The sequence below is a fragment of the Burkholderia ambifaria AMMD genome (genome assembly GCF_000203915.1).
In the GTDB taxonomy this organism is placed as follows: Bacteria; Pseudomonadota; Gammaproteobacteria; order Burkholderiales; family Burkholderiaceae; genus Burkholderia; species Burkholderia ambifaria.
This window is the reverse complement of the sequence record NC_008392.1, coordinates 1,208,500-1,223,721: the sequence shown is the minus strand read 5'-3', so window position 1 is coordinate 1,223,721 and position 15,222 is coordinate 1,208,500. Positions and strand designations below refer to the sequence as shown.

Sequence of the window (15,222 nt, the reverse complement as noted above, 5' to 3'; positions counted from 1 at the left end):
GGCGGCCGGCGTCCCACTGCTGTCGCCGTCGCCATATCCGGGCCGATGTGAGCAAGCTGCGTGCCGCCTGCTCGGGGCAGGCCCCGCGGCCTTGCGGCACGGGCTTCGGCGCCCTGCGGGCGGTGCCGGACGCCACCGGGTTTGTAAATTCTGGACACGCGGTGTGCAAGATGGGTGCGCGATCCGGCCGGCACGGCCCGTCGCTCGAGCACCGATCCTTATCGCCGCAGCAGATAAACGTATCGGAATCGCTTCGTTGACGCAATCCGGCACGCGCTCGTAGATTCGCATTTTTACCGAATCAGGGGCTGTACCGTGACGACTTCCGCCATCCGCGCCGCATCGACGTCCGCCGGCCATCGGGCCGCGTTGCCGCCGGAAGCCGGCGCGCAGCGATTCGACATCGTCCCGTTCGATGCGCCGCTCGGCGCCGAAGTCGTTGGCATCGACCTGTCGCAACCGCTCGGCGCCGCCGATTTCGCGCGCGTCCATCGCGCGCATCTCGACCACCACGTGCTGGTGTTTCGCGACCAGCGCATCACGCCGGACGAACACGTCGCGTTCAGCCGCCGCTTCGGCCCGCTGCAGATCCATGTGCTGCACCAGTTCGCGCTGGCCGCGCATCCGGAAGTGCTGATCGTGTCGAACATCGTCGAGAACGGCCGGCCGATCGGGCTCGGCGACGCCGGCCATTTCTGGCACTCCGACCTGTCGTACAAGGAAAAACCGAGCCTCGGCTCGCTGCTGCATGCGCAGGAGCTGCCGGCCGAAGGCGGCGACACGCTGTTCGCGAACATGCATCTCGCGTGGGATACGCTGCCCGCGCACCTGCGTCGCGCGGTCGAAGGACGGCGTGCCGAGCATACGTATCTGGCCCGCTATGCCGAGCTGCAGGCGCGCAGCCCGTGGCGGCCGAATCTGTCTGCCGAGCAGATCGCGCAAGTCGAGGCGGTCGTGCATCCGGTCGTGCGCACGCATCCGGAAACGGGCCGCAAGGCGTTGTTCGTCAGCGAGCATTTCACGACGCGCATCGTCGATCTGCCCGAAGACGAAAGCCGCGCGCTGCTCGATGAACTGTTCGCGCACAGCGTGCGTGCCGAGCATCTGTATCGGCACCACTGGCGCGCGCACGACCTCGTGTTCTGGGACAACCGCTCGCTGATGCATCTCGCGGCCGGCACGCCCGACCATCTGCGCCGCAAGCTGTACCGCACGACGATCGAAGGCGACGCGCCGTTCTGAGCGTCGCGCGTCGTCGTCCCGCTGCCCCCATCCTGACTGGAGTTCCGATGTCGTTTCCGCTTTCGCCGGCACTGCGCCGCACGACCCGGCTCGCGCGCCGCGCGCTGGCCGCCACGCTCACCGCCGCGCTGGCGTTCGCCGCCGCCGGCACGCCGCAAGCCGCGCACGCGGAAGGCCGCATCCGCATCGCCGAGCAGTTCGGCGTGGTCTACCTGATGCTGAACGTCGCGCGCGACCAGCAACTGATCGAGAAGGAAGGGCGCAAGGCCGGCATCGACATCAAGGTCGACTGGGTGCGGCTGTCGGGCGGGGCGGCTGTGAACGACGCGCTGCTGTCGGGCGCGGTCGATATCGCCGGTGCGGGCGTCGGGCCGCTGCTGACCGTGTGGGATCGCACGCGCGGCCGGCAGAACGTGAAGGGCGTCGCGTCGCTCGGCAATTTTCCGTATTACCTCGTCAGCAGCAACCCGAACGTGAAGACGATCGCCGACCTGGGCGCGAAGGACCGCATCGCGGTGCCGGCCGTCGGCGTGTCGGTGCAGTCGCGCGTGCTGCAGTACGCGGCCGCGAAGCAGTGGGGCGACAAGCAGTTCGACAAGCTCGATCCGCTGACCCAGGCGATCCCGCATCCCGATGCGACGGCCGCGATCCTCGCGAACAGCAACGTGATTACCGGGCACTTCGGCAATCCGCCGTTCCAGGAGCAGGAACTCGCGGGCAATCCGAACGCGCACATCGTGCTGAATTCCTACGACGTGCTCGGCGGCCCGAGTTCCGCGACAGTGCTGTACGCGACCGCTAAATTCCGCGACGACAACCCGAAGACGTACCGTGCGTTCGTCGCCGCGCTCGCCGACGCGGCTCGCCAGATCGCCGCCGATCCCGAGCGCGCGGCCGACACCTATATCCGCGTGAACGGGTCGAAGATCGATCGCGCATTGCTGCTGAAGATCCTGCGCAATCCGCAGGTGCAGTTCAAGACGGCTCCGCAGAACACGCTGAAGCTCGCGCAGTTCATGTATCGCACCGGTGCGATCCGCAACGAGCCGAAGTCGTGGCGCGACTACTTCTTCGACGATCCGGCGAGGGCCGGCGGCAGTTGAGCGATGGCGTTGCAACGTCGCGATCGATGCTTATGCGTCGACGCGGTTTCGATATGCGCAATCGTTGGTTGGGTCGCGCGCCGCGCAGCCGTATGTTGATGCTTTCCCGCCAAGAGTTTCGATCGTGAACGCCACTTCTCCCCGAATCGGGTTGCCGCCGTATGCGGCGCGCGGCGCGGCTGCGCCGGCCGCCCATCCCGCCATCGACGCACGCGCCGCGCGCCGGCCCGCGCCGCAGGCCGCACCGGCAGGCGCGCACAGCGAGCGCCTGCTCGCGATCGATTGCGTGAGCCTCGAATACCGCAACGGTGCGCGGATCGTCCGCGCGACCCATCAGGTCAGCTTCGACGTGTACGGCAGCGACCGGTTCGTGCTGCTGGGCCCGTCGGGGTGCGGCAAGTCCACGCTGCTGAAGGCGATCGCCGGCTTCATCGAGCCCGTGTCGGGTTCGATCGCGCTCGATGGCCAGCCAGTGCACGGGCCGGGCCCCGACCGCATCGTCGTGTTCCAGGAGTTCGATCAGTTGCCGCCGTGGAAGACGGTCGTCGAGAACGTCGCGTTTCCGTTGCGCGCCGCCGCGAAGCTGTCGCGCGCCGAAGCACGCGAGCGTGCGCTGCACTATCTCGACAAGGTCGGGCTCGGCGCGTTCGCCGATGCGTATCCGCATACGCTGTCCGGCGGGATGAAGCAGCGCGTCGCGATCGCGCGTGCGCTGGCGATGCAGCCGCGCGTGCTGCTGATGGACGAACCGTTCGCCGCGCTCGACGCGCTTACGCGCCGCAAGATGCAGGAAGAGCTGCTGCGCCTGTGGGACGAATTCCGCTTCACGCTGCTGTTCGTCACGCATTCGATCGACGAGGCGCTCGTCGTCGGCAACCGGATCCTGCTGCTATCGCCGCATCCGGGCCGCGTGCGCGCGGAGCTCAACAGCCACGATTATTCGCTCGACAGCATCGGCAGCGGCGACTTCCGCGACAGCGTCGCGCGGATTCATCATCTGCTGTTCGATACCGACGTGACGAGCGGAACGCATCCCGCATCGACTACGGAGACCACGGAGGCCACGGCATCATGAACACGATCGATCCGGTTCTGCCGCCGCTGCCGCCCGTTCGCGCCGAATACGTGCGCACGCTCGATACGCCGCCCGACGCCGAACGTTCGGCACCCGCGCCGCTGGTGCGCCGCATCGCCGGGGCGAGCGCGTTTCGGCGCGTCGTCGTCGCGTTCGTGCTGATTGCCGCGTGGGAAATCGTCGCGCGTATCGTCGCGAACGATCTGCTCGTGCCGACCGTCGGCGCGACGCAGGCCGCGTTCGTGCAAGGCATCGCGTCGGGCGAACTGCTCGTGAAGACGGGGGTCTCGATGTCGGTGCTGCTGCGCGGCTATGCGCTCGGCGTGGTGTTCGCGTTCGTGCTGACGTCGCTCGCGGTATCGACGCGCATCGGCCGTGACGTGCTGACGATGCTCACGGCGATGTTCAATCCGCTGCCGTCGATCGCGTTGCTGCCAATCGCGCTGCTGTGGTTCGGGCTCGGCACCGGCAGCCTGCTGTTCGTGCTCGTGCACGCGGTGTTGTGGCCGCTCGCGCTCAGCATGTACACGGGTTTCGCCGGCGTGCCGGCCACGCTGAAGATGGCCGGGCGCAACTACGGCCTCACCGGCGCGCGGCAGATCGCGCTGATTCTGGTGCCTGCCGCGCTGCCGTCGATCCTGTCGGGGCTGCGCGTCGGCTGGGCATTCGCGTGGCGCACGCTGATCGCGGCGGAACTGGTGTTCGGCGCGAGCGCCGGGCAGGGCGGGCTCGGCTGGTACATCTTCCAGAACCGCAACGAGCTGTACACCGACCGCGTGTTCGCGGGCCTCGCGGCCGTCATCGTGATCGGGCTGCTGGTCGAGCATCTCGTGTTCGATACGCTCGAGCGTGTGACGGTGCGACGCTGGGGTATTCAGCACTGACCGTATCGAATCGGAACGCGAGCGCGCGCTGCGCTCGCGCACCGCATTCAATCGAGCGGGACCGTGAGTCGTTCGATCACGGTAGCCGTCTCCGGGCGCACGCCGCGCCACCACGCGAACGCTTCGGCGGCCTGCTCGACCAGCATGCCGACGCCGTCCGCGACGCGGTGCACGCCCGCATTGCGTGCGAGCCGGAGAAAGGGCGTCAGCCGCTTGCCGTAAGCAAGCTCGTATGCGGCCCCGGTCGGGCTGAACACGCCCGGCGGGACGGGCGGCAGATCGCCGGCGAGGCTCGCCGACGTGGCGTTGACCACCAGATCGAAACGTCCCATCGCGACCAGATCGGCATAGCCGCACGCCGCCAGCGGCCCGCGTCCGGCGACCTGCGCGGACAGTGCGCGCGCCTTGTCGACGTCGCGATTCGCGATCACCATCTCGGCCGGCCCGGCCGCGAGGAACGGCAGCAGCGCCCCGCGCGCCGCGCCCCCCGCGCCGAGCATCAGCACGCGTTTGCCGGCCATCGGCAGGCCGAGATTGATTTCGATGTCGCGCACGAGCCCGATCCCGTCGAAGTTGTCGGCGAGGATGCGTCCGCCTTCGAACTTCAGCGCATTGGCCGCGCCGGCGAGCGACGCGCGCTCGCTGCGTTCGTCCGACATCGCGAACGCCTGGAGCTTGAACGGGGCGGTGATGTTGATGCCTTTGCCGCCGCGCGCGGCGAATGCCCGCACCACGTCGACGAACGCGCCTTCCGGCTCGAGCGGCCCTTCGATGGCCGAGTAGTGCAGGTCCTGCCGCGTCGCTTCCGCAAAGATGCCGTGGATCAGCGGAGATTTCGTGTGTCCGATCGGGTTGCCGATCACCGCGTACTGGTCAGTCATCGTTGGCTCGCTTTTGAATAGAGAACACCATCGGCCTGCATCGCGTCGATTTCAGCGGGCTCGAACCCGAGCGAACGGGCGACGTCGGCGTTGTGCTGGCCGAGATCGGGCGCGACGTCGCGAATCGTCGTATCGCAATCCGAGAACCGGAACGGCAGATTCGGCAGGCGCAGCGTGCCGTAGCGCGGGTGCTCCTGCTCGACGATCATGCCGCGCGCCTGGATCTGCGGATCCGCCAGTACCTCGTCGATGCGTTGTACCTTCGCGCACGGCACGTCGATGCGATCGAGCAGGTCGAGCACCGACGCAACCGAACGGGCGGCCACCCACGGCTCGACGATCGACAGGATCTCGACGCGGTGCGCGTTGCGTCCGACACTGTCGTGAAAGCGCGTGTCGGCGCCGAAGCCGACTGGCCCGCCATGCGCTTCGATCAGGATGGCGAAGCGTTTCCAGGCATCGTCGACCTGCGCGGCGATCACGAGATCGCCGTCCGCCGCGCGAAACACGCCGTAGAGCGTCGAAGTCGGCATGTCGTGCCCGGTCTGCTCGGGCAGCACGCCTTGCAGCGTGTAGCACTGGACCGCGTATTCGTGCATGGAGACCAGCGTGTCGTACAGCGCCATGTCGATGTGCTGTCCGCGGCCGCTCTTCACGCGTCCCAACAGCGCGGCGTTGATGGCCGCGACCGCATGAATGCCGGTGTACATGTCGCCGAGCGATATCCGCAGCAGCGGCGGCCGCTCGCTCGGTGTGCCGACCATCTGCATGATGCCGCTCTTCGCCTCGGCGATCAGCCCGAAACCCGCGCGATGCGCATCGGGGCCGGTATGTCCGTAGGCCGAGATCGAGCAATAGACGAGCGCCGGATTGCGGGCCGACAACTCCGCATAACCGAGCCCCAGCTTGTCCAGCGCGCCTGGGCGGTAGTTCTCGATGAACACGTCCGCGGAGTCGCACAGCCGCTGCATGAATGCCTTGCCGCGCGCGTCCTTCATGTTCACGCTGACGCCGCGCTTGCCCATGTTGAGCTGCAGGAAATAGCCGCTTTGCTGGTCGTCGAGGACCGTCGCGTGCTGGCGGCCGGCGTCGCCGGTGCCCGGGCGTTCGACCTTGATCACTTCGGCGCCGAGCGCCGCGAGGCAGCGCCCGACATACGGGCCGGCCAGGAAATGGCTGTAGTCGACGACGCGAATACCTTCGAGAGGGCGGGCCTGCATCAGAACGCTCCCGGCCGGCGCGGCACCATCAGCCGATGCTCGCCGCGTTGGACGACCTGGCCGTCCTGGTTGATCAGCTCCGACGGCAGCACGACGATGCCCCAGCCCGGGCGGCTCTTGCTCGCCCGCATCGAGCCGACGCGGAACGTCACGTGCAGCACGTCGTTCACCTTGATCGGCAGCAGGAAGTCCCAGGTCCAGCCGAGCGACATGCCCGGCAGGAAACGGTAGTCGCTCTGCGTCTTGAGGCCGTCGGCGATCGACAGCCCGAACAGCCCGTGCGCGACAAGGCAGCCGAAGTGGCTCGCGTTCGCATACGCCTCGTCGACGTGCACCGGCGTGTGGTCGCCGGTGAGGTCGGCGTAAGCGAGGATGCGCGCCTGGGTGACCGTGTAGGTCGGACTCGTGCACGCGTCGCCCTCGCGGGCATCGTCCCAGTACTTTTCGACGATCGTCATGGTCATGCCTCCGTCCGCGGGTTGATCGCCAGCGCCTGCGCGACACAGGAGGCGGGCGTTGCCTGAATGAGCTCGACGACCAGACCGTCCGGCAAGCGCAGCCAGTTCCGCCCCTGCGGCAGGTCGGTCACGCCGTACGCTTGCGCCGCGGCCAGCGCGGCTTCCAGGTCCTCGCACATCACGCCCAGATGGCCGAGCCGGCCCTCGGGGCCGTCCCAGCCCGGCGCATGGATGAACTGCAGGCCGCCGAGCGTCCAGTACTGCCGCGGCGCGTCGACCGTGCCGTCCACCTCGCGCATCGTCATGCCGAGCACGTCCTCGAAGAAGCGGATATGCCAATGGATGTCCTTCACCCAGATGGCGACGTGCTCCAGATAAGCTCTCGTGGCGCTCATGCGACCACCTCCTTCGCTTGGCGATCGGTCATCGCGCGCTCGATTCCCTTGATGCATGCGACCAGCGTCGCGTTGACCGGCGTGGGCACGCCGTACCGCTGTCCCCAGCGCACGACCGATCCGTTGATGAAGTCGATTTCGGTCATCGTCCCTCTCTCCAGGCTTTGCAGCATCGATGTCTTGAACGCGGCTGGTAGGCCCTCCGCGGCGAGCGTCCAGGCCTGCTCCGGGTCCGTCATCGACAACCTGACGCCGGCCGCTTGCGCGACCCCGATCGCCTCGGCGACGGCCGCAAGCGACGTGGACTTCAGCAGCGGCTCGCCGTAGAGCTGTCCGTAGGTCAGGCCGGTGATGCCGGTGAGCGCGCCCGTGGCGACGTTGACCAGCAGCTTGTCCCACATCGTGCCGACGATGTTGTCGCTGACGGTCGTCGCGAGGCCCGCGGCATTGAACGCATCGGCGATCGCCTGAACGCGCGGCGTGATGCGGCCGTCGAGTTCGCCGATGAAGGTGAGCTTGCCGGCCACGCCCGATTCGATGTGCGCGTCGCCGCGCCGCACGCCGCCGACGTAGGTCTTGCCCGCAAGCACGCGCTCGCGGCCGACGACGTCGGCGAGGATGTCCTCGTGCCCGAGGCCGTTCTGCAGCGACAGCACGAGCGTATCGGGCCCGATCAGCCCTTGCGCGCCGCGCATGGCAGCGGCGGTGTGGAACGACTTGACCAGCACGATCACCAGATCCGCCACGCCGACGTCGTCCGCCTGCGTCGTCGCGCGGACGCGGACGCGCCGTGATCCGCTCGTGTCGTCGACCTGAAGGCCGTCGCGGCACATCGCGCCGACGTGCGACGGCGAGCGGGCGATCAGCCAGGTCTCGTGGCCGCCTTCGGTCAGGGCGGCGCCAATCGCGCAGCCCAGCGCGCCGGCGCCCAGCATTGCAATCTTCATGGGTTTCTCCGATGTCATGTAGGGTTGACGTATCGCTGCACGATAGAAGTTGCCCGTCATGCTGACAATGCAATGACTACAATGACGTTATTGCGATGGACAATAATGCGATGATTCCGACCGATCTTCCCGACCTGAAGCTGCTGCAGCTTTTCGATCTGCTGTACGACGCGCGCAGCGTCACCCGCGTGGCCGAGCAACTCGGACAAAGCCAGCCGACCGTCAGCATCTGGCTCGGGCGCTTGCGCGAACACCTTCACGATCCGCTGTTCATTCGAACGCCCGGCGGCATGGCGCCGACGCCGCAGGCCGACGCGCTCATCGGCCCGTGCCGGGAAATCCTCGAATCGTTGCGGCGCTTCGCGGCGTGGGAGATCGCGTTCGACCCGGCGACTGCCCAGCGCCGGTTTCGCATCTGCATGACCGATGCGAGCCATGTCACGCTGCTGCCGCGGCTTCTCGCACACGTTCGCGCGCAGGCGCCGGGCGTGCGGCTGGAGGCGGCGAGAATCGACGGCAACACGGAACGGGCGCTCGAGTCGGGCGAAGCCGATCTCGCGATCGGCTATGTGCCGTGGCTCGGCGGCGGCATCTACCAGCAGAAACTGTACGACCAGGACTGGGTGTGCCTTGCCAATCGCCATCACCCGAGGATTCGCGGTCGCCTCGGCGTGAAACAGTATCGGTCGGAGGGGCATGTGGCCATTATGGCCGGAACGGGCGCGCAGCTTCTCGATCAGGCGCTGATGCGGGAGCGCATCGAGCGTCAGGTCGTGCTGGGGCTGCCGGGGTTTCTGGGTTTGGGCGCGATCATCCAGAGCACGGACCTGATCACGACGCTGCCGCGCCATATCGGCGAGACGCTGGCTCAGGCCAATGACCTGACGGTGCATGCGTGTCCGATCGAGGTCGAGGGATTTGCGGTTCGACAGCACTGGCACTCGCGATATCACCATGAAGCAGGGAATCGCTGGCTGCGCGGCGTCGTGGTTCAGTTGTTCGCGAATGCGCGGTGAGTGGGGGGTGCGAGCATCTACTTCCCGTCACGCGCATTCCGCGATGCGCCGCATTGCCGTCAGTTATGACGAAAGCACCGCGGATCCCTGCGCGCCGCCGGATGCGACTTCGTCCAGATCGACGCATTGCTCGTAAGCCGGCACCTCGCACGGCCACTGCAGGCGCTCCGCAATACGCCGCCGCAACGCGTCCGCGGCAGCCGGTTCGCCATGCGTGATGAAGGTCCGGACGGGGGCGCACTGCATCGTGCCGAGCCACGTGAGGATCTCTTCGTAGTCGGCATGGGCCGAGAGCGCCGTGATCGACTCGACCTGCGCACGCAGACGGACGTACTCGCCGTGAATCTTCAGCGTCGGCTCGTGCGCGGCCAGCGCCGCGCCGCGCGTGCCGGTGGCCTGGTAGCCGACCAGCGCGATCGTGTTGCGCGCATCGGGCGCATAGCGGCTCAGGTGATGCAGCACGCGTCCGCCGGTCGCCATCCCGCTGCCGGCGATGATGACCATCGGGCCATGGTGTTCGGCGATCGCCTTCGACTGGTCGACCGAGCGGACCATCGTCGCCGCATGGCCGAGCGTGTTCGCTTCGGAGACGGTCAGGCGATGTTCGAGGATATGGTGGCGATAGATCTCGGTCGCGTTCGTCGCCATCGGGCTGTCGAGGAAGACCGGGACGTGCGCCATGCGGCCGGACGCCTTCAGCCGCGCGATGTAGTGCAGGATTTCCTGCGTGCGGCCGACGGTGAAGCAGGGCATCACGACGACCCCGCCGCGCGCGAAGGTCTTGTCGAACATGGCAGCCAGCTCGTTCTCCGGATCCGACGCCGGGTGCAGCCGGTCGCCGTACGTCGATTCGACGACGACGTAGTCCGCATGCGCGGGCGGCCGCGGCGGCTGCATGATCGGATCGTGATACCGGCCGAGATCGCCGGAGAAGGCGAGTACCTTGTGATCCCAGTGCATCACGACGCTCGCCGCGCCAAGGATGTGCCCGGCCGGCAGCAGGCGGAACGACAGGCCGCCGCCGCCGAGCGCCGTGCATTCGTCGTACGCAACGGGCTTCAGCAGGCGCAGCGCGCGCTGCGCGTCGTCCAGCGTGTAAAGCGGCTGCGCCGGCCGATGCTTCGAATAATCGTGCCGGTTCGCGAAGTCGGCTTCCTCTTCCTGCAGCCGCGCGCTGTCGCGCAGCATGATGTCGCAGAGCTCGGCCGTGGCCGCCGTGCAGTACACCGGCCCGCGATAGCCTTCGCGCACCAGCACCGGAAGATAGCCGGAGTGATCGAGATGCGCGTGGGTGAGCACGACCGCGTCCAGCGTGTCGGGCGCGAGCGGCAGCGGCTGCCAGTTGCGCAGCCGCAGGTTCTTCGTACCCTGGAACAGGCCGCAGTCGACCAGCACGCGCCGGCTGCCGTGCTCGACCAGATACTTCGAGCCGGTCACGGTTTCGGTCGCGCCGAGAAAAGTCAGTTTCATGGAGCGCCTCAGCGGAGTCGACGGGACGGTAATTCGATTACAGCCCGAACGTGCGAGAGCCGGTTGACCGAAATCAGGAAGTGGGGGGATTTGCCGCTGGCGCTGTGGCGCTCATTGGGCTAGCCGGGCGGCTTGGGCTGGCACGACGGGTAGGGCAGATGCGATTCATCTCGGCGCCCATCGCGCGCTCGATGCATCAGGTGCGGTGCTGGTGTTCGCCGTTGTTGCGTGAGCGTCCCCGGATCCCGTTGACTCACTTGAACTTGCCGAAATCTGCTTCTTCTTTGACGAACTTCCCTGTCAACAGGAGGGCCCCTTCGACGTCCGCGACTATGGACGCGTTGTCGATTGAGGCGGTCACGAAGAGTCCCCAGATATCGTCGTCTATTTCATAGTAGCCACGAGCATATTTCCAGTAGCTGAAATAGTGGTCCTGAGATAAGGCGATTCCTGGACCATCAAGGCCGTCTGGATGCGGTACTTGGACAGAATGCAGAGCATCTCGCAGGATCGCAGCGACGTTTGGAAAGTCGGCAGCGCGATGGTCTTCGAGTATCTCGACCAGAAGATCGCTACCGTGGTAGACGGGCCGAACCCGGAATCGAATCAGTTTTGTCATTGCTTGTTTTTCTGTTTCGAAAGAGCGGCGTCGATTGTGCCACATGCGAATGTGGTCGAAGTACCGCATGCCGTCTGCATGACAGCGTCGTGTCGTGTTCCAGCGCCGGAAACCCGGCTTTCGATGCGATCAATCGATTGACCGCTTCTGACTGAACGCCGACGCTCCTCCCCCGGCGCTCCCGCCGAAAATCCGCGATGAACCTTTTAATTTTCCATCCGCGGACCCTGACCAGGCAGAGCGCGAACTCACTGCCATCAGCCTTTCCCTACAGTTCTGAAAGGAAATCCTGGGTTATCGGTAACTACGATAATTTCTATTGCAGATACGTCTCTACTCGCAAAACCGGCCTTCGACTACTGTAGCCGTCACGTTACTACCGAGGCCATTCATGTCCAAACTCAACATCAAACTGCTGGGTCCATGCCTGCTTGCCATTGCGATCGACGCGATGGGATTCGGGCTCGTGTACCCGATCATGGCGGCGATTTTCTCCGACCCCCAATCGGGCATCATCGGGGCCGACACGAGTCCGCACCTCCGCAATTTCTACCTCGGGGTCGGGTACGGCGTTTATCCGTTCTGCATGTTCTTCGGCTCTTCGCTGATGGGTGAACTGTCCGACGGCTACGGCCGACGGAAAATCCTGCTGCTGTGCGTGTTCGGCCTGGCGCTCAGCTACTTCCTGATGGCGGTCGGCGCGCTGCTGCCGAGTATCGCGCTGCTGCTGATCGGACGCGGCCTGAGCGGGCTGATGGCCGGTTGCCAGGGGATCGCGCAGGCCGCGATCACGGACATGAGCACGCCGGAAACCAAGGCGTACAACATGAGCATCATGTCGATCGCGTTCAGCGCGGGCGTCATCGTCGGCCCCGTGCTCGGCGGCGTCACGTCGGACCGCACGATCGCGCCGTTCTTCAACTACGGCACGCCGTTCCTGCTGGTCGCCGCGCTGTCGGTCGTCTGCGGGCTCTGGACGTTCTGGTCATATCGCAACGCGGTCGCGCCGACCGGCAACACGCGTGTGGACCTGCTGATGCCGCTGCGGATCATCTACCAGGCCGGCACGCACCGCCGCGTCGCGTTCCTGTCGATCGTGTTCTTCCTGATGCAGGTCGGCTACGGGCTGTATCTGCAGACAATCATGCTGGTGCTGCAGACGAAATTTCATTACACCAGCTCGCAGCTCGGCCTGTTCAGCGGCCTGATCGGAATATCTTTCGTGTTCGGGCTGATGGTGATCGTGCGGCTGATGCTGAAAATCTGGAGCGTGGTCGACATCGCGAAGACGGGCCTGCTGATCGCGGGCATCGGCCAAGTGCTGTCGGCGCTGTTTCCGCACGAAAACACGCTCTGGGTGCTCGGCATGGTGGTCGGCTGCTTCGACATGGTTGCATACACCACCATGTACACCGCGTATTCGGACGCGGTGAGCGAGGACCGGCAGGGCTGGGCGCTCGGCGTCGCCGGCTCCGTGATGGCGATCGCCTGGGTCGTGACGGGCTTCCTCACCAACCTGTTGCCCGTGCTCGGCGAGCTTGGCCTGCTGATGGTCGGCGGCCTGAGTTTCGTCCTCAGCTTCGTGATGATGCTGGCGTATGGCCGAAAGTGGTCCGTGCCGATCGTGTCCGTCGGCTCGCGCGCCTACGACTGATGTGTGTTTTCCCGGTGCGCGCATCGCTGCGGCGATGCGGGCCGGGCGCGATCTTCGCAGGTTTCGGGGGCCTGCGCGGGCCATCGGCGCCGCGCTTCTGCTTGCGGGCGCGGCGCGCTACATGTCGAGCGCGCCGTCCGCAGCCCGCGCCATCACCTTTGGCAGATACTCCTCGATGATCTTCATGACGACCTGTGTCTTCGAAGGGACGGGCCGCGTGACCGGCAGCAGCGCATGCAGGTCGAATCCCGGTACCGTGTATTCCGGCAGCAGCCTGACGAGCCGGCCGGATTCCAGTGCGTCGATGCAGACGTGTTCCTGAAGGACGCCGATACCCGCGCCGTTGAGCAACAGCTCATAGACCGGCCGCCAGTGGCTGGTGCTGACGACGACGTTGATCGGCGTCGGCCGCACCGATTTAGACGCGCTCATCAGGCAAAGCTGGCCGTCGTTGAAGAGCCCCGTGACGCGAATGAACGGGTGCCCGACGATATCGGTCGGTTCCTCTGGCAGCCCGTGCTTCTCGATATAACGCGGCGACGCGACCAGGACGCGTCGTACGTAACCCAATCGACGCGCGACGAAATTGCCATCGCCGATCTGGCCGAGTCGCAATGAAATATCGACGCCCTCGGTGACGGGGTCGGTGATTTCGTCATTCAGGACGAGATCGATATGGAGCTGCGGATGATGTTCGCGGATGACCGCGAGGATTTCCGGCAGCACGACTTCGCCGAACCCATGTGGCGCGGCAATGCGAATGCGTCCACGCACGATGTTGTTGCCGAGCGTGACGACGGCCCGCGCCTCGTCGGCCGCGTCGAGCACGATCTTGCTTCGTTGATAGAACAGAATGCCTTCATCGGTGCACGACACCGCACGCGTGTTTCGGAGCAGCAATTTGACGCCGAGAAACCGTTCGAGCCGATCGACGCGATCGCTAACGGTAGGTTGGCCAAGGCCGAGATCTTTCGCGGCCCTCGATAAATTGCCACGCTCGACAACCCGCACGAAAATTCGCATGGCCGCCAGCAAATCCATAGACCCTCGATAATCGGAAGAATTTAGTTATTCTGGAAGACGACAAAATCGGTTCGCCCGTTGTTTTCCGGCCTGGGAGAGCGATAGAGCGCATTTGGGATGGCGCAATCTCGTTACGTGGGGCGGATGCGTAACTATACCCAACCGATGAGGGCGCGCGGCAGGGCGGGTCATGGCGACGGAACGTCATCGCGTCGCTGTGCCGGCGCAAGTGCTCGATTGCGGCGCGTGCACTGCTGGATCTTGCGCCTGTAGTAAGCCCGCGAGGCACGAATAGGACCAAGGTGCGGTTGAGCAGCTTGCTTCCGCAGCTGACTCAATTTGTGAAACACGCTGTACATGTCGCTATAGAACGCCACCGACTTGCCATGGCGCTCCAGATACGTTGGCGTGGCCTCGAAGTAGCTGACGGTCGACTCCGTTGCAGTAAAGTGCAGATGCATCAGCCGGCTCGTCGCGTCGTCCACGTACACCAGCAGCGTGCAGGCCGGCGCCCGTTCCTCGAACCACCGATGATCGCTACCGTCGATCTGAATCAGCTCGCCCAGGCAGGCGCGACGCGCTCGCGAACACGATCCGTCGCGGTCATTGGTGCCCGCGCTGCTATTTCCTCAGCATTAAGACGACCGAGGAGACGCGCCCAAAGCGGCGACATGAAGCCGCCCGAAAGTGAAACTTGACCTGCGGGCTCGGTCGTGCTGCGAATACTTTCGGGCATCACATGATGTCCGGCCAGTGTGTGCCAATGCGCTAAAATCCCGCTCGGACACGCACTGACAGGGTGCTGCCGCGTGTCGAACGACAAAAATCGAGAGGGCTCATGTCTAAGGCTATTGCGGGCATTGCGATCGGGGTCGTTTTTCTCGTGATCGCGGCTTTCATCGGGTGGTCCACGCGAGGATTTTTGCAGACTGCGATCGCCGTTCCCGGCGAGGTGGTCAGCCTCAATGCCGGCGGGAGCCACCCACAGATCGAGTTCGTTACAAAAACGGGCGAGCGCGTGTCTTATCCGCAAGGCGGGATGATCTACGGCACCAAGGTCGGCGACAAGGTCACCGTCCTTTACCAGCCCGAGGCGCCGGCCCGCACCGCCACGATTGACCGGTTTGGCGCCGTGTGGAACTGGACATTGATGGCGACGATATTCGGTCTTGGATTCATCCTCTTCGCGGCGATGAATCTGGCACCAAAAAAATAACAGCATCTGAGAGGATCGG

Annotated in this window: 15 protein-coding genes and 1 pseudogene; 7 read left to right on the top strand and 9 right to left on the bottom strand. The window is 65.6% G+C overall.

The features are described 5' to 3' along the window. The first annotated feature begins 315 nt into the window (after positions 1 to 315). The 4 genes from BAMB_RS32525 (at position 316) to BAMB_RS32510 (ending at position 4,304) form a co-directional block, all read left to right on the top strand. Positions 316 to 1,242, top strand: a complete 927-nt coding sequence (locus tag BAMB_RS32525) for a TauD/TfdA dioxygenase family protein (RefSeq protein WP_011661405.1) — start codon at positions 316 to 318, stop codon at positions 1,240 to 1,242. A 47-nt stretch (positions 1,243 to 1,289) separates the two neighbouring features. Beyond that, positions 1,290 to 2,345 (top strand): ABC transporter substrate-binding protein, encoded by a 1,056-nt coding sequence (locus BAMB_RS32520; protein ID WP_011661404.1) that lies wholly within the window; start codon positions 1,290 to 1,292, stop codon positions 2,343 to 2,345. Positions 2,346 to 2,469: 124 nt separating this feature from the next. Next, on the top strand, positions 2,470 to 3,420 hold the full coding sequence (locus tag BAMB_RS32515) for an ABC transporter ATP-binding protein (RefSeq protein ID WP_227739220.1): 951 nt from the start codon (positions 2,470 to 2,472) through the stop codon (positions 3,418 to 3,420). Further along, positions 3,417 to 4,304: an ABC transporter permease gene (locus BAMB_RS32510; RefSeq protein WP_011661402.1), complete on the top strand. Its 888-nt coding sequence runs from the start codon at positions 3,417 to 3,419 to the stop codon at positions 4,302 to 4,304. Before BAMB_RS32515 ends, BAMB_RS32510 begins: the two co-directional genes overlap by 4 nt. A 47-nt stretch (positions 4,305 to 4,351) precedes the next feature. Here BAMB_RS32510 and aroE read toward each other — a convergent pair whose 3' ends face one another. From aroE to BAMB_RS32485, 5 genes are read right to left on the bottom strand one after another with little or no spacing between them, the layout of a single operon-like run. Continuing rightward, positions 4,352 to 5,185 carry a shikimate dehydrogenase gene (gene aroE / locus BAMB_RS32505; protein WP_011661401.1) on the bottom strand — a complete coding sequence of 278 codons (834 nt, stop codon included), beginning with the start codon at positions 5,183 to 5,185 and terminating at the stop codon, positions 4,352 to 4,354. Continuing rightward, a complete protein-coding gene (locus tag BAMB_RS32500; RefSeq protein WP_011661400.1) occupies positions 5,182 to 6,405 on the bottom strand; it encodes a CaiB/BaiF CoA transferase family protein in 1,224 nt (407 codons plus the stop codon). The genes aroE and BAMB_RS32500 overlap by 4 nt, the downstream gene beginning before the upstream one ends. After that, the gene (locus BAMB_RS32495) at positions 6,405 to 6,863 is read right to left on the bottom strand and encodes a MaoC family dehydratase (protein WP_011661399.1); all 459 of its coding nucleotides are present in this window, start codon (positions 6,861 to 6,863) and stop codon (positions 6,405 to 6,407) included. The genes BAMB_RS32500 and BAMB_RS32495 overlap by 1 nt, the downstream gene beginning before the upstream one ends. 2 nt (positions 6,864 to 6,865) lie before the next feature. Then, the gene (locus BAMB_RS32490) at positions 6,866 to 7,258 is read right to left on the bottom strand and encodes a VOC family protein (protein ID WP_011661398.1); all 393 of its coding nucleotides are present in this window, start codon (positions 7,256 to 7,258) and stop codon (positions 6,866 to 6,868) included. Continuing rightward, positions 7,255 to 8,205 carry a ketopantoate reductase family protein gene (locus BAMB_RS32485; protein ID WP_011661397.1) on the bottom strand — a complete coding sequence of 317 codons (951 nt, stop codon included), beginning with the start codon at positions 8,203 to 8,205 and terminating at the stop codon, positions 7,255 to 7,257. Before BAMB_RS32485 ends, BAMB_RS32490 begins: the two co-directional genes overlap by 4 nt. Positions 8,206 to 8,300: 95 nt before the next feature. On the opposite strand from BAMB_RS32485, the gene BAMB_RS32480 reads away from it, so the two are divergent. Next, on the top strand, positions 8,301 to 9,221 hold the full coding sequence (locus BAMB_RS32480) for a LysR family transcriptional regulator (RefSeq protein WP_011661396.1): 921 nt from the start codon (positions 8,301 to 8,303) through the stop codon (positions 9,219 to 9,221). A gap of 63 nt (positions 9,222 to 9,284) precedes the next feature. Here the strand turns inward: BAMB_RS32480 and BAMB_RS32475 are convergent, their stop codons facing one another. Next, entirely contained in the window at positions 9,285 to 10,691 is a 1,407-nt protein-coding gene (locus BAMB_RS32475) for an MBL fold metallo-hydrolase RNA specificity domain-containing protein (protein WP_011661395.1), read from the bottom strand. A gap of 253 nt (positions 10,692 to 10,944) precedes the next feature. Further along, positions 10,945 to 11,379: a hypothetical protein gene (locus tag BAMB_RS32470; RefSeq protein ID WP_011661394.1), complete on the bottom strand. Its 435-nt coding sequence runs from the start codon at positions 11,377 to 11,379 to the stop codon at positions 10,945 to 10,947. Positions 11,380 to 11,701: 322 nt separating this feature from the next. Here BAMB_RS32470 and BAMB_RS32465 point away from each other — a divergent pair, with 322 nt between their 5' ends. Beyond that, on the top strand, positions 11,702 to 12,964 hold the full coding sequence (locus tag BAMB_RS32465; protein WP_011661393.1) for an MFS transporter: 1,263 nt from the start codon (positions 11,702 to 11,704) through the stop codon (positions 12,962 to 12,964). Positions 12,965 to 13,081: 117 nt separating this feature from the next. On the opposite strand, the gene BAMB_RS32460 is transcribed toward BAMB_RS32465, so the two are convergent. After that, entirely contained in the window at positions 13,082 to 14,005 is a 924-nt protein-coding gene (locus tag BAMB_RS32460) for a LysR family transcriptional regulator (RefSeq protein ID WP_011661392.1), read from the bottom strand. Positions 14,006 to 14,331: 326 nt separating this feature from the next. Then, positions 14,332 to 14,571, bottom strand: a pseudogene (locus tag BAMB_RS32455) (ISNCY family transposase); the annotation flags it as partial. 254 nt (positions 14,572 to 14,825) lie between these two features. Between BAMB_RS32455 and BAMB_RS32450 the strand changes: the two are divergent. After that, on the top strand, positions 14,826 to 15,203 hold the full coding sequence (locus tag BAMB_RS32450; protein ID WP_011661390.1) for a DUF3592 domain-containing protein: 378 nt from the start codon (positions 14,826 to 14,828) through the stop codon (positions 15,201 to 15,203). Positions 15,204 to 15,222 lie beyond the last annotated feature (19 nt).